Source organism: Pseudomonas sp. NFIX10, from assembly GCF_900111955.1.
Taxonomy (GTDB): domain Bacteria; phylum Pseudomonadota; class Gammaproteobacteria; order Pseudomonadales; family Pseudomonadaceae; genus Aquipseudomonas; species Aquipseudomonas fluorescens_AA.
Window position 1 is genome coordinate 201,396 of record NZ_FOKH01000007.1, and the last position, 13,404, is coordinate 214,799.

Annotated in this window: 14 protein-coding genes; 11 read left to right on the top strand and 3 right to left on the bottom strand. The window is 60.9% G+C overall.

What is annotated here, in order from left to right:
• The first annotated feature begins 98 nt into the window (after window positions 1-98).
• Window positions 99-377, top strand: coding sequence for a cell division protein FtsB (gene ftsB, locus BM321_RS09260; RefSeq protein WP_003184873.1), 279 nt, complete (start codon window positions 99-101; stop codon window positions 375-377).
• The gene (gene ispD, locus BM321_RS09265) at window positions 374-1,081 is read left to right on the top strand and encodes a 2-C-methyl-D-erythritol 4-phosphate cytidylyltransferase (RefSeq protein WP_092442281.1); all 708 of its coding nucleotides are present in this window, start codon (window positions 374-376) and stop codon (window positions 1,079-1,081) included. The genes ftsB and ispD overlap by 4 nt, the downstream gene beginning before the upstream one ends.
• 168 nt (window positions 1,082-1,249) lie before the next feature.
• Here ispD and BM321_RS09270 read toward each other — a convergent pair whose 3' ends face one another.
• Complete coding sequence (locus BM321_RS09270) at window positions 1,250-2,146, bottom strand: LysR substrate-binding domain-containing protein (protein WP_092330626.1); 897 nt, start codon at window positions 2,144-2,146, stop codon at window positions 1,250-1,252.
• 107 nt (window positions 2,147-2,253) lie between these two features.
• On the opposite strand from BM321_RS09270, the gene BM321_RS09275 reads away from it, so the two are divergent.
• From BM321_RS09275 to rpoS, 8 genes are all read left to right on the top strand, one after another.
• Window positions 2,254-3,366, top strand: a complete 1,113-nt coding sequence (locus BM321_RS09275) for an S-(hydroxymethyl)glutathione dehydrogenase/class III alcohol dehydrogenase (RefSeq protein ID WP_092330624.1) — start codon at window positions 2,254-2,256, stop codon at window positions 3,364-3,366.
• 8 nt (window positions 3,367-3,374) lie between these two features.
• Window positions 3,375-4,220: an S-formylglutathione hydrolase gene (gene fghA / locus BM321_RS09280; RefSeq protein WP_092202179.1), complete on the top strand. Its 846-nt coding sequence runs from the start codon at window positions 3,375-3,377 to the stop codon at window positions 4,218-4,220.
• Window positions 4,221-4,263: 43 nt separating this feature from the next.
• Window positions 4,264-4,737, top strand: coding sequence for a 2-C-methyl-D-erythritol 2,4-cyclodiphosphate synthase (gene ispF, locus BM321_RS09285; RefSeq protein WP_072408310.1), 474 nt, complete (start codon window positions 4,264-4,266; stop codon window positions 4,735-4,737).
• Window positions 4,734-5,792 carry a tRNA pseudouridine(13) synthase TruD gene (gene truD, locus BM321_RS09290; protein WP_092442282.1) on the top strand — a complete coding sequence of 353 codons (1,059 nt, stop codon included), beginning with the start codon at window positions 4,734-4,736 and terminating at the stop codon, window positions 5,790-5,792. The genes ispF and truD overlap by 4 nt, the downstream gene beginning before the upstream one ends.
• The gene (gene surE, locus BM321_RS09295) at window positions 5,780-6,529 is read left to right on the top strand and encodes a 5'/3'-nucleotidase SurE (RefSeq protein ID WP_092330619.1); all 750 of its coding nucleotides are present in this window, start codon (window positions 5,780-5,782) and stop codon (window positions 6,527-6,529) included. The genes truD and surE overlap by 13 nt, the downstream gene beginning before the upstream one ends.
• 41 nt (window positions 6,530-6,570) lie before the next feature.
• A complete protein-coding gene (locus BM321_RS09300; protein WP_161796107.1) occupies window positions 6,571-7,206 on the top strand; it encodes a protein-L-isoaspartate(D-aspartate) O-methyltransferase in 636 nt (211 codons plus the stop codon).
• A gap of 211 nt (window positions 7,207-7,417) precedes the next feature.
• Window positions 7,418-8,263 (top strand): peptidoglycan DD-metalloendopeptidase family protein, encoded by an 846-nt coding sequence (locus BM321_RS09305; protein ID WP_092442283.1) that lies wholly within the window; start codon window positions 7,418-7,420, stop codon window positions 8,261-8,263.
• A gap of 106 nt (window positions 8,264-8,369) precedes the next feature.
• Complete coding sequence (gene rpoS / locus BM321_RS09310) at window positions 8,370-9,377, top strand: RNA polymerase sigma factor RpoS (RefSeq protein ID WP_047227588.1); 1,008 nt, start codon at window positions 8,370-8,372, stop codon at window positions 9,375-9,377.
• A 492-nt stretch (window positions 9,378-9,869) separates the two neighbouring features.
• Here rpoS and fdxA read toward each other — a convergent pair whose 3' ends face one another.
• Complete coding sequence (fdxA, locus tag BM321_RS09320) at window positions 9,870-10,193, bottom strand: ferredoxin FdxA (RefSeq protein ID WP_092330614.1); 324 nt, start codon at window positions 10,191-10,193, stop codon at window positions 9,870-9,872.
• 142 nt (window positions 10,194-10,335) lie between these two features.
• On the bottom strand, window positions 10,336-12,903 hold the full coding sequence (gene mutS, locus BM321_RS09325; protein WP_175534923.1) for a DNA mismatch repair protein MutS: 2,568 nt from the start codon (window positions 12,901-12,903) through the stop codon (window positions 10,336-10,338).
• A gap of 213 nt (window positions 12,904-13,116) precedes the next feature.
• Here mutS and BM321_RS09330 point away from each other — a divergent pair.
• The coding region (locus BM321_RS09330; protein ID WP_139230500.1) for a transposase at window positions 13,117-13,404 on the top strand (288 nt) is incomplete at its 3' end.

Below are 13,404 nucleotides of genomic sequence, written 5' to 3' on the forward strand. Positions count from 1 at the left end.
GCCTTATCAAGCACAAGCCTGGTTCTTCCAGGCTTCGTGCTATCAGACGCTTCAAAGTTTGGCATGGCGGTCTTTTTTCACTGGATACCTGATATTCGATGCGCAGTCCCAATTGGTTGTTTCTTGTCTTGCTCCTATTGCTGGCCGGCCTGCAGTACCGCCTGTGGGTGGGCAATGGCAGCTTGGCGCAAGTGGCCGACCTGACTCAGCAAATTGCCGACCAGCACGCCGAAAACGAGGCGCTGCTGGAGCGTAATCGGGTGATGGACGCCGAAGTGACAGAGTTGAAAAAAGGCATGGAGACCGTTGAAGAGCGGGCTCGACATGAATTGGGCATGGTCAAGGAGGGCGAAACCCTCTACCAGTTGGCCCAATGAGTATGCGTTTGCCGGCCTTCTGGGCCGTGATTCCTGCCGCGGGCGTTGGCGCCCGGATGGCCGCCGACCGTCCCAAGCAATACCTGCAACTGGGCGGACGCACAATTCTCGAACACAGCCTCGGCTGTTTCCTCGACCATCCCACCGTCAAGGGTGTGGTGGTCAGCCTTGCACACGATGATCCTTACTGGCCGACCCTGGCCTGCGCCAGCGACACACGCATCCAGCGTGTCGACGGTGGCGAGCAACGTTCCGATTCAGTGCTCAATGCCTTGCTGCATCTGCACGGGCAGGGCGCCGACAATCACGATTGGGTGCTGGTCCACGATGCCGCACGGCCCAACCTGAGCCGGGACGACCTGGACACACTGCTCAGCGAGTTGGCGAACGACCCGGTCGGCGGCCTGCTGGCCGTTCCGGCGCGCGACACCCTCAAGCGCGTCGACCAGCATGGCCGCGTGCTGGAAACCATTGATCGCAGCGTGATCTGGCAAGCCTACACGCCGCAGATGTTCCGCCTCGGCGCCTTGCATCGGGCGTTGGCTGACAGCCTGGTGGCGGATGCGGTAATCACCGACGAAGCGTCCGCCCTGGAATGGGCGGGGCAGGCGCCTCGGTTGATTGAGGGGCGGGCGGATAACATCAAGGTCACTCGGCCGGAAGACCTCGAGTGGTTGCGCCAGCGTTGGGCGAATCGGCGTTAAGCGGGATCTGTTCCCTCGTTAGATCTTCAGCATCTGGGCTGGCGCTATCGCGAGCAAGCTCGCTCCCACAATGGACCGGTGTGGAACACTTGCCCATCATTCGACGATAAACCCCTGTGGGAGCGAGCTTGCTCGCGATAGCATCAGCCCAGGCAGCAAAGACTACGGTCACCCCCGATATTCCGGCCGCTCAGCCAACCCTTCCTTCAAGTAATCCACCAACTTGCGCACCTTCGGCGACAGATGCCGCTGCTGTGGATACAACGCCCACACCGCCGTATTCGGCGGCTGATGGGCTTCCAACAGCGAGATCAACGCACCGCTGTGCAAATGCTCCAGCACGTAATAATCCGGCAACTGACACAGCCCCACGCCTTGCAGCGCCGCATCGAGCACCGCTTGCCCACTGTTGCAGCGCCAGTTTCCCTGCACCCGTTGGGAAAATTCCCGCCCGTTCTGCTCCAGTTGCCAGATGTCGGAGCTGCCGATCAGGCAATTGTGGCGGCTCAGTTCCGACACGCTGTGGGGCCGGCCATAGCGTTCCAGGTAAGAGGGTGAGGCGCACAAGTACATGCGCCGGGGGGCCAGGCGCGTGGCGACGAGGCGGGAATCCTGCAAGCGACCCAGGCGAATCGCCAGGTCCAGGCTCTCGTGCACCAGGTCCAGCGGGCGATTGCTCAGCTCGATGTCGACCCGCAACTGCGGGTAGAGCCCCATGAACCGCGTCACCAGTGGCACGATAAACCGTTCGCCATAGGCCACGGCACAGGTCATGCGGAGCATGCCCTTGGGTTCGCTGGTCAGGTCGCCGACGGCTCGCAGTGCTTCTTCGCGTCCATCCTGCAGACGCTGGCAATGTTGCAAAAAAGTTTGTCCGGCTTCGGTCAGGGTCACCCGGCGGGTGCTGCGGTACAGCAAGCGTGTCTGTAGACGTTCTTCGAGCCGTACGATTTGTCGACTGATATGGGAGGACGAAACCCCGAGACGCTCGGCGGCGGCGGTGAATTGGCTGCATTCGGCCACGGCCACAAATTCGTCGATGCCTTCCCAGCGGTTATCGGACATGAAGGATTATCCCTGTACAGCAATAATGTTTTGCTTTTGGCTGGATTATTCATTGTCCGGCGGAGGATTACACTCCCGGTCTTGTATTTATTTGCTGGAGTACCCGAATGATCAAGTCGCGCGCTGCCGTTGCCTTCGAGGCCAAGAAACCCCTGGAAATCGTTGAAGTCGACGTCGCCATGCCCAAGGCGGGCGAGGTGCTGTTGCGCGTGGTGGCTTCCGGTGTCTGCCACACCGACGCCTACACCCTGTCGGGCGCCGACCCGGAAGGGATCTTCCCGTCGATCCTGGGCCATGAAGGCGGTGCCATTGTCGAGGCCATCGGCGAGGGCGTGACCTCGGTGGCGGTGGGTGACCATGTGATCCCGCTGTACACGCCGGAGTGCGGCCAGTGCAAATTCTGTAAGTCGGGCAAGACCAACCTCTGCCAGGCGATTCGCGCCACCCAGGGCAAAGGCCTGATGCCGGATGGCACTTCGCGTTTTTCCTACAAAGGCGAGACGATTTTCCACTACATGGGCACGTCGACGTTCTCCGAGTACACCGTGCTGCCGGAAATCTCCATCGCGAAGATTCCAAAAGAAGCGCCGCTGGAAAAAGTCTGCCTGCTGGGGTGTGGCGTCACCACGGGCATCGGCGCGGTACTCAACACCGCCAAGGTCAAGCCGGGTGACACCGTGGCGATCTTCGGCCTGGGCGGCATCGGCCTGTCGGCCGTGATCGGCGCCGTGAAGGCCAAGGCCGCGCGGATCATCGCCATCGACATCAACCCGGCCAAGTTCGAAATCGCCAAGCAACTGGGCGCCACCGATTGCGTCAACCCGAAGGACTTCGACCGTCCGATCCAGGAAGTCATCGTCGACATGACCGATGGCGGCGTGGACTTCTCCTTCGAATGCATCGGCAATGTGCAGTTGATGCGCGCCGCGCTGGAATGCTGCCACAAGGGCTGGGGCGAGTCGGTGATCATCGGCGTGGCCGGGGCCGGGCAGGAAATCGCTACCCGTCCATTCCAGTTGGTGACCGGGCGCGTCTGGCGCGGTTCGGCCTTTGGCGGCGTGCGCGGGCGCAGCGAATTGCCAAGCTACGTGGAAATGGCCGAGAAGGGCGAGATCCCGCTGGATACCTTCATTACCCACACCATGGGCCTGGAAGATATCAACAAGGCGTTCGACCTGATGCATGAAGGCAAGAGCATCCGCACCGTTATCCATTTCTGAGGTCGGTCATGAGTCTGGAAAACATTTCTTGCCAGAAAAGCTTCGGCGGCTGGCACAAGCGCTACCGGCACCGTTCCGAGGTGCTCGGTTGTGACATGGTGTTTGCCGTGTACCTGCCACCGCAAGCCGAGCAGGGCGGCAAGTTGCCGGTGCTGTATTGGCTGTCCGGGCTGACCTGCACCGACGAGAACTTCATGCAAAAGGCCGGCGCCCAGCGCATGGCCGCCGAGCTGGGCCTGATCATCGTCGCGCCGGACACCAGCCCTCGTGGTGCCGACGTGCCGGGCGATCCGGACAATGCCTGGGACTTCGGCCTGGGGGCGGGCTTTTATCTGAACGCCACGCAGGATCCGTGGGCGCGGCACTATCGGATGCATGACTACGTGGTGCAGGAATTACCGGCGCTGGTCGAAGCGCATTTCCCGGCTTCGGACAAACGCGGCATCAGTGGCCACTCCATGGGCGGCCACGGTGCGCTGGTCTGCGCCCTTCGCAACCCGGGGCGTTACCGTTCGGTGTCGGCCTTTTCGCCGATCAACAATCCAATGGATTGCCCATGGGGCCAGAAGGCGTTCTCCCGTTACTTGGGGGAAGACCGCTCGAAATGGCGGGAATGGGATGCCTGTGCATTGATTGCTGAGGCGCAGGAGAAGTTGCCATTGCTGGTGGATCAGGGCGATCGCGATGATTTCCTGGCCAACCAGCTCAAGCCCGAAGCCTTGCAACAGGCGGCCAAGTCCGCCGGCCATCCGTTGGAGCTGCGCCTGCAACCGGGCTACGACCACAGCTACTTCTTCATCGCCAGCTTCATTGACGACCACTTGCAGCATCATGCGCGCGCTCTAAACGCCTAATGCAGGTAGAATCACGCCCTGACAAAAATCGGGGCGTTTTTTTATGCGTATTGGCCACGGCTACGATGTTCACCGTTTCGCTGAAGGCGACTTCATTACTCTGGGCGGCGTGCGGATCGCACACGGCTTCGGGCTGCTCGCGCATTCTGACGGTGATGTCCTGCTGCATGCCTTGAGCGATGCCTTGCTCGGCGCCGCGGCGCTGGGTGACATCGGCAAGCACTTCCCCGACACCGACCCGCAATTCAAGGGTGCCGACAGCCGCGTGCTGCTGCGCCATGTGGTCGCGCTGATCCATGCCAAGGGCTGGAAAGTCGGCAACGTCGACAACACCATTGTCGCCCAGGCGCCCAAGATGGCGCCGCACATCGAGTCGATGCGTCGCCTGATCGCCGAGGATCTTCAAGTTGAGCTGGACCAAGTGAACGTCAAGGCCACCACCACCGAAAAGCTTGGCTTCGTCGGCCGTGAAGAAGGCATCGCCGTCCATTCCGTTGCCTTGTTGCTGCGCCCATGACCGAACTGGAACTGTTGGGGCCGCGTGCCTACGGCCCATCGCTGGGCAGCGCGGTCCTCAAGGCCACTGCTGAAGATTTCCAGGTCGACGAAGTGCTCGATATCCCGTTGACCGGCGATGGCGAGCATTTGTGGATCTGGGTGGAAAAGCGCGGCCTGAACACTGAAGAGGCCGCCCGGCGCATCGCCAAGGCCGCCGGCGTGCCGTTGCGCACCGTCAGTTACGCCGGGCTCAAGGACCGCCAGGCCCTGACCCGCCAATGGTTCAGTGTCCAACTGCCGGGCAAGGCCGATCCCGACCTGTCGGCGGCAGAAAACGACACGCTGAAGATCCTCAAGACCGGCCGGCATCGACGCAAGCTGCAACGCGGCGCGCACTCGGCCAATGGCTTCACCCTGCGCCTGACCCAGTTCAAGGGGGACGTGGCCGCCATCGAGGCGCGACTGCAACAGATCATGCGCCAGGGTATCCCCAATTATTTCGGCGCCCAGCGGTTCGGCCATGACGGCGGCAATGTCGCCGATGCCCGTGCCTGGGCCGCGCGCAAGGCCTTGCCGGAACAGCGCAACGTGCGCTCGCGACTGTTGTCCACCGCCCGCAGTTTCCTGTTCAACCGGGTGCTGGCGGCACGAGTTGCCGATGGCACCTGGCAACACGCGCAGGTCGGCGACTTGCTGGCCTTCACCGACAGCCGCAGTTTTTTCCCGGCCGGTGAGGCTGAATGCAGCGATCCACGCCTGGCGATTCTCGATCTGCACCCGACCGGGCCGCAGTGGGGCGAGGGGCCATCGCCTGCCGCCGGCGCGACCTTTGCGTTGGAACAGGCCATCGCCGAGGGCGAGGCCGATCTGCGGGACTGGTTGATAAACGCGGGAATGAGTCACGAACGTCGCATCCTGCGACTGCCCATTGGCGGGCTGTCGTGGCATTATCCCCAGCCTGACATTCTGCAATTGGAATTCGTCCTGCCGGCCGGATGTTTCGCCACTGTCTTGGTGCGCGAACTCGTCGATCTGGTGCCGGTGGGGCAGACGGACAGCCCATGCGTATTCTGATTTCTAACGACGACGGGGTGACAGCACCCGGTCTTGCCGCGCTTTATGCTGCGCTGGCGGATTTTGCCGAGTGCGTGGTCATCGCTCCGGACCAGGACAAAAGCGGCGCCAGCAGCTCGCTGACGCTCGACCGTCCGTTGCACCCCTGCTATCTGGATAACGGTTTCATCAGCCTCAACGGGACCCCGACCGATTGCGTGCACCTGGGTATCAACGGGTTGCTGGAACGAGCACCGGACATGGTGGTGTCGGGCATCAACCTGGGCGCTAACCTGGGGGATGACGTGCTTTATTCCGGGACAGTCGCCGCGGCCCTGGAAGGTCGCTTCCTGGGGAAAACATCGTTTGCCTTTTCCTTTGTTTCACGCCAGGTCGACAACTTGCCGACCGCCGCCTACTTCGCCCGTAAATTGGTCGAAGCCCATGGTGCGCTGGACCTGCCGCCACGTACGGTGTTGAACGTGAATATCCCGAATCTGCCGCTCGATCATATCCGTGGCATCCAGCTCACGCGCCTGGGCCACCGCGCCCGCGCTGCCAGGCCCATGCACGTGGTCGACCCACGCGGCAAGGCCGGCTACTGGATCGCCGCCGCCGGGGATGCCGAGGACGGCGGGCCGGGCACCGACTTCCATGCGGTGATGCAGGGTTATGTCTCGATCACGCCGTTGCAGTTGGACCGTACCTTCAATGACGCCTTTCGAAGTCTCGATGGCTGGCTGGAGGGGCTGAGCTGATGGCTCGTGAGCAAGACGATATGATGCGCCGCGGGATTGGCATGACCTCCCAGCGGACCCGTGAACGATTGATCCAGCGTCTCTACGAAGAAGGCCTGTCCAACGCCCAGGTGTTGGAGGTGATTCGCCGCACGCCGCGGCACCTGTTCGTCGATGAAGCCCTGGCCCATCGTGCCTATGAAGACACGGCGTTGCCCATCGGCCACAACCAGACCATTTCCCAGCCGTACATGGTGGCCCGCATGAGCGAGTTGCTGCTCGAGGCCGGGCCGCTGGACAAGGTGCTGGAGATCGGCACCGGTTCGGGTTACCAGACAGCGGTGTTGTCGCAGCTGGTCGAGCGGGTGTTTTCCGTCGAGCGGATCAAGGTGCTGCAGGATCGCGCCAAGGAACGCCTGGTGGAGTTGAACCTGCGCAACGTGGTGTTTCGTTGGGGCGATGGCTGGGAAGGGTGGCCGGCCTTGGCGCCCTACAACGGCATCATCGTGACCGCCGTGGCCACCGACGTGCCCCAGGCCCTGCTGGATCAGCTCGCCCCTGGTGGGCGGCTGGTCATTCCCGTGGGCGCCGGTGAAGTCCAGCAACTGATGCTGATCGTGCGCGAAGAACACGGTTTTTCGCGACACGTCCTGGGTGCGGTGCGGTTCGTGCCGTTGCTCAATGGACCGTTGGCCTGAGCATTTATAAACAGGCGCTGAATTCCGTGGCCACGCCTGTGTCTTACAGCGGCACCGATTCGCTGAACAGAGCCCAATGGCGTCGAGCAAACGTGTGCGGCGGCGCGTTGTGCTTCATTAATAGAGGCGCAGTCGTTGCCAGCTATATTTGTATGAACGCTGCCTGGACAGGCAGCCTCCAATTTTTCAGCCACCACAAAGGGAGCGGCGGGTGAGTCTCACAGTCATTGCGCAGCGTATGGGTATCACGAGCTTTCGGCGCCTGGTGACTGGCCTTGTCTTGAGCACTTTGCTGGTCGGTTGTTCCAGTACGCCGTCGAGCAATGTCCGGGTTGTCGATCGCAACAGCGCAACACCTCAACGTCCTACGGTAACGACCGGCCAATATGTAGTCCGTCGCGGCGATACGCTGTTTTCCATCGCTTTTCGCTACGGCTGGGACTACAAGGCCCTCGCGGCGCGCAACAATATTCCTGCGCCTTATACGATTCACCCCGGTCAGACGATTCGCTTCGATGGCCGTAGCGGTTCAACGCCTACCGCGGTGGTGACACAGTCGGGTTCGACGGCTTCGTCGTCGAGCAAAACCACTGTCATTCGCCGGCCGGCGGGCTCTGGGACAGCGGTAATACCGTCCGTCGCGAGCAAACCGACCCCTGCTCCGATGCCTCCTGCGGGTCCCGCCCCGACTGGCTGGGGATGGCCTTCTAATGGCGTTCTCATTGGAAAATTCTCTTCAAACGGTAGTTTGAATAAAGGAATTGATATCGCCGGGGATTTGGGACAGCCTGTTTTAGCCGCGTCTGATGGCACGGTTGTGTACGCCGGGAGTGGTTTGAGGGGCTACGGCGAACTCGTGATCATCAAACACAGCGATACCTACGTCAGTGCCTACGGTCACAACCGCAGGCTGTTGGTTCGGGAGGGGCAGCAGGTCAAGGTCGGACAGACAATTGCCGAAATGGGATCAACGGGAACGGACCGGGTGAAACTGCACTTTGAGATTCGCCGACAAGGTAAACCAGTCGATCCGCTGCAATTCCTGCCACGTCGTTGATTTGATTGTCAGCCTGTTCCGTCACGTAGAGGGAACAGGCTCCAGCGTTGCCAAGGATAAAGGCGTCGCTTGAGCTTGAGGTCGAACTCACCAAAGGACTATAACAATGGCTCTCAGTAAAGAAGTGCCGGAGTTTGACATCGACGATGAGGTTCTCCTTATGGAGACCGGCATCGCTATGGATTCGATGTCGAATGATGAAGGGGCGACTCCACCTTCCGTTCGTGCCAAATCCAGACACTCCGCTTCACTTAAACAACATAAGTACATCGATTACACCCGGGCGCTGGACGCCACTCAGCTGTACCTCAACGAAATCGGTTTTTCGCCACTGCTCTCTCCCGAGGAAGAAGTTCATTTTGCGCGGCTGTCGCAAAGTGGCGACCCGGCCGGTCGAAAACGCATGATTGAAAGCAACCTGCGCCTGGTGGTGAAAATCGCCCGACGCTACGTCAATCGCGGGCTTTCGCTGCTGGACCTGATCGAAGAAGGCAACCTGGGCCTGATTCGCGCCGTCGAGAAATTCGACCCCGAACGCGGCTTCCGCTTCTCGACCTACGCCACCTGGTGGATCCGCCAGACCATCGAACGGGCGATCATGAACCAGACCCGGACGATCCGGTTGCCGATTCATGTGGTCAAGGAACTGAACGTCTACCTGCGGGCCGCCCGCGAGTTGACCCAGAAACTCGACCATGAGCCTTCACCCGAAGAAATCGCCAACCTGCTGGAAAAACCGGTGGGTGAGGTCAAGCGCATGCTTGGGCTCAACGAGCGAGTCTCCTCGGTGGACGTTTCCCTGGGGCCGGACTCGGATAAAACCTTGCTGGACACCCTCACCGATGATCGACCTACCGATCCATGCGAGCTGTTGCAGGACGATGACCTGTCCCAGAGCATCGACCAGTGGCTCTCGGAGCTGACCGACAAGCAACGGGAAGTGGTGATCCGCCGCTTCGGCTTGCGGGGGCATGAAAGCAGCACCCTTGAAGATGTAGGCCTGGAGATTGGTTTGACCCGTGAACGGGTCAGGCAGATCCAGGTGGAAGGCCTCAAGCGTCTGCGAGAGATCCTGGAGAAGAACGGCTTGTCGAGCGAGTCGTTGTTTCAATGACCTGAGTGCAGCGCAGCAAGAAAAGCCCCGACTGGTTCGGGGCTTTTCCGTTTCCGAAGGGTTGTTTTTTCCAGGGCCGCTCTATTTGTAGGTTCAACTTGTAAGCCTTTGCCTAGTGTTACGTAAGTGATCGGTTCCTCATTGGCGGGACAGACAGCTATAAGTCTCGTGATTTTTTTGTATATATATGATTTATAAAGATTTTTATTTTGTGAATGTGGTGTGACAGAGCAAACCACCTGTATCAGCCGCGTTGCACTCACCTGGGAAAATACTAATATCAGTCCTGTGTCGACGGACAGACACACCCGTCAAGGACGATGGGGAAGGAAGGACATCGCAGGACGCGATTCATCAGGACGATGAATAGGATTAAAGGGATTAGGGAAAAAATGTGGGCGGGTCAAACCGCCCCTTTTTTTTGCCTGCGATTTCTTGAATCCGGAAAAGCAAAAAGGCCCGCAAGGGGCCTTTTCAGCGAACGATGGGTAATCAGCGTTCCAGGTCTGCGATCTTGCCAGCCTTGCCATCCCAGTCTGCGGCGTCTGGCAGCGGGTCTTTTCTCTCGGTGATGTTCGGCCAGATATCCGCCAGTTCAGCGTTCAGCTCGATGAAATTCTCCATGCCGGCCGGCACTTCGTCTTCCGAGAAAATGGCTTGCGCCGGGCATTCCGGTTCACACAGGGCGCAGTCGATGCACTCATCCGGGTGAATGACCAGGAAGTTCGGGCCTTCGTAGAAGCAGTCCACCGGACAGACTTCTACACAATCGGTGTACTTGCACTTGATGCAGTTGTCGGTGACGACGAAGGTCATTTCTAATTCTCTCCTCAGGCGGCGGCAGCGGAACCCGTTCACGGTGGGCTCGCCAGGTTCGGGAGCGATAGTCTGCAGGCCAGGCTAATTGCCTGCAGCATCCCAAACCGCGCGAGATTCTAACAGCTTGAAAGCCTGTGCGTTAGATCCGTGTCTTCAATGTATAGAGTAAATCCAGCGCCCGGCGTGGGGTCAGGTCGTCCAGATCGAGTTTGGCCAACTCGTCGAGCACCGGATGTGGCAGGCTGGCGAACAGGTCGCTTTGCTGCGGTGCGGCCGGTTTGCCCTTGGTCGGACGTGGCGCCTCGTGGGGCAGGCTGGTGGTTTCCAGGCGGCTCAGGTGCTCACGGGCCCGACTGATCACTTCGCTCGGCACGCCGGCCAGTTGCGCCACCGCCAGGCCGTAGCTTTGGCTGGCCGGGCCGGGCAGCACATGGTGCAGGAACACGATACGCTCGTTGTGCTCGGTGGCGTTGAGGTGCACGTTGGCCACCAGCGGCTGGCTTTCCGGCAATACGGTGAGTTCGAAGTAGTGAGTGGCAAACAACGTGTACGCCCGCAGGTGCGCGAGGCGTTCGGCCGCCGCCCAGGCCAGGGACAAGCCGTCGAAGGTACTGGTGCCACGTCCGACTTCGTCCATCAGCACCAGGCTGCGTTCGGTGGCGTTGTGCAGGATGTTCGCGGTTTCGCTCATTTCCACCATGAAGGTCGAGCGCCCGCCGGCCAGGTCGTCGCTGGAGCCGATACGGGTGAAGATCCGGTCCACCAGGGACAATTCGCAACTGGCCGCCGGGACGAAACTGCCGATGTGGGCCAGCAGCACGATCAGTGCGGTCTGGCGCATGTAGGTGGATTTACCGCCCATGTTCGGACCGGTGATCACCAGCATGCGGGTGTTGTCGTCCAGGCTCAGGTCGTTGGCCACGAACGGCGTGGTCAGGACCTGCTCGACCACCGGATGACGACCCTGGCTAATGCGCATGCACGGCTCGCTGACGAAGCGCGGGCAGTTCAGGTCCAGGTTCAAGGCACGTTCGGCCAGGTTGCTCAGCACGTCCAGTTCCGCCAGGGCAGCGGCGGTGTCCTGTAACGGTGGCAATTGGCTGATCAGGTCCTCGAGCAGCGCTTCGTAGAGCATCTTTTCCCGGGCCAGGGCGCGGCTCTTGGCTGACAGCGCCTTGTCTTCGAACGCCTTGAGTTCCGGGGTGATGAAACGCTCGGCGCCCTTGAGGGTCTGGCGGCGAACATAATCGGCCGGGGCTTGCTCGGCCTGCTTGCTCGGCAGCTCGATGAAGTAACCGTGGATGCGGTTGTAGCCGACCTTGAGGTTGGCCAGGCCGGTGCGGGCTTTTTCCCGGGCTTCGAGGTCGATCAGGAACTGTCCGGCGTTTTCGCTCAGCGCTTGCAACTCGTCGAGTTCGGCGTCGTAGCCGGTTTTCAGCACGCCACCGTCGCGGATCACCGCCGGCGGGTTGTCGATAATGGCCTTTTCCAGCAGCGCGGCCAGCTCCGGGTAGGTGCTGGTGGTGCGCGCCAGTTGTTGCAGGTGCGGCGCTTCGAGGTCGGTCATCGCCACTTGCAATTCGGGCAAGGCACCGAGGGCATCGCGCAGGCGCGCCAGGTCACGGGGACGGGCGTTGCGCAGGCCGATACGGGCGAGGATTCGCTCGATGTCACCGATTTCCTTGAGCTGCGGTTGCAACTGCTCGAAGCGATAACGATCCAGCAGGCAGGTAATGGAGGATTGACGCGCCAGCAGCACGGTCAGGTCCCGCAGCGGCCGATTCAACCAGCGGGTCAACAGGCGGCTGCCCATGGCGGTCTGGCAGCGATCGACCACCGATTGCAACGTGTTGTCGCGCCCGCCGGCCAGGTTGGTGTCCAGTTCCAGATTGCGGCGGCTCGCGCCGTCCAGTACCACGGTGTCATCCAGGCGCTCGTGACGCAGGCTGCGCAAATGAGGCAGGGCGGTGCGCTGGGTTTCCTTGGCGTAGGCCAGCAGGCAACCGGCCGCGCCAATGGCCAGGGTCAGGTTCTCGCAGCCGAAGCCCTTGAGGTCCTGGGTGGAGAACTGCTGGCAGAGACTTTTCAGCGCCGAATCCCGCTCGAAATCCCACGGCGCCCGACGTCGCACGCCACGGCGTTTTTCTGCCGGCAGGTCTTTGGGCCAGTCATCCGGGATCAACAGCTCTACCGGATTGACCCGTTCCAGCTCCGCCAGCAGGTTTTCCCAGCCCTTGATTTCCAGCACCGAGAAATTGCCGCTGGTGATGTCCAGCACCGCCAGGCCGAACAAGCGCTCATCACCCAGCACCGCGGCGATCAGGTTGTCCCGGCGTTCATCCAGCAAGGCCTCGTCACTGACCGTACCCGGGGTGATGATCCGCACGACTTGGCGTTCCACGGGGCCCTTGCTGGTGGCCGGGTCGCCGACTTGCTCGCAAATCACCACGGATTCGCCGAGCTTGACCAGCTTCGCCAGGTAACCTTCCGCCGCGTGGTAAGGAATCCCACACATCGGAATCGCCATGCCCGCCGATTGACCACGCGCGGTCAGGGTAATGTCCAACAGCTTGGCAGCCTTCTTCGCATCCTCGTAGAAGATCTCGTAGAAGTCGCCCATGCGGTAGAACATCAGCTGGTCGGGGTGCTGGTTCTTCAGGCGCCAGTATTGTTGCATCATGGGCGTGTGGGAGGACAGGTCGTTCACGGCTGTATTCATGGGTGTCAGGCAAGCTCGTTGAAAGGTGTGGGGCAAAAGGAGGGGCATTGGCCCGGCTTTTCCGCGATGGGCGCAAGGTTAACATGGGTGGTCGGGGGGGACCCAGGCGTGAGTGGTTTTTAGGATTGGGTGAATATCCGTTGCTGCGGGGGAGTGTCAGAAATTTTGTGTTCGGGCATAACATGAGTAAGAGGTGCATGTATGCCAACCAAAAAGAAACCCCTGCGTGACCTGCCCAAAATCCCCAAAGAGCTGCTTGAGCAGTTTGGTGAGGGGCTGATGACAGCGGAAGCCATCGAGGACGCCTCGGCAGCGTTCAAGAAGGCCCTGATTGAACGAGCCTTGACCGCTGAACTCGGCCACCACTTGGGCTATCCCCCGGGCGCGCAGCGCCCGGAGGATGAAACTAATCAGCGCAATGGCAAGAGTGGAAAAACCGTTTTGACCGGAGATGGTCCGCTGCGGCTGGATATCCCACGCGACCGGGAT

What these genes read in the sequence shown, in the direction of transcription:
- rpoS (WP_047227588.1), top strand. Translation starts at nt 8,370, where the DNA reads ATGGCTCTCAGTAAAGAAGTGCCGGAGTTTGACATCGACGATGAGGTT.
- surE (WP_092330619.1), top strand. Translation starts at nt 5,780, where the DNA reads ATGCGTATTCTGATTTCTAACGACGACGGGGTGACAGCACCCGGTCTT.
- ispF (WP_072408310.1), top strand. Translation starts at nt 4,264, where the DNA reads ATGCGTATTGGCCACGGCTACGATGTTCACCGTTTCGCTGAAGGCGAC.
- ftsB (WP_003184873.1), top strand. Translation starts at nt 99, where the DNA reads ATGCGCAGTCCCAATTGGTTGTTTCTTGTCTTGCTCCTATTGCTGGCC.
- fghA (WP_092202179.1), top strand. Translation starts at nt 3,375, where the DNA reads ATGAGTCTGGAAAACATTTCTTGCCAGAAAAGCTTCGGCGGCTGGCAC.
- ispD (WP_092442281.1), top strand. Translation starts at nt 374, where the DNA reads ATGAGTATGCGTTTGCCGGCCTTCTGGGCCGTGATTCCTGCCGCGGGC.
- BM321_RS09275 (WP_092330624.1), top strand. Translation starts at nt 2,254, where the DNA reads ATGATCAAGTCGCGCGCTGCCGTTGCCTTCGAGGCCAAGAAACCCCTG.
- fdxA (WP_092330614.1), bottom strand. Translation starts at nt 10,193, where the DNA reads ATGACCTTCGTCGTCACCGACAACTGCATCAAGTGCAAGTACACCGAT.
- BM321_RS09270 (WP_092330626.1), bottom strand. Translation starts at nt 2,146, where the DNA reads ATGTCCGATAACCGCTGGGAAGGCATCGACGAATTTGTGGCCGTGGCC.
- BM321_RS09300 (WP_161796107.1), top strand. Translation starts at nt 6,571, where the DNA reads ATGACCTCCCAGCGGACCCGTGAACGATTGATCCAGCGTCTCTACGAA.
- truD (WP_092442282.1), top strand. Translation starts at nt 4,734, where the DNA reads ATGACCGAACTGGAACTGTTGGGGCCGCGTGCCTACGGCCCATCGCTG.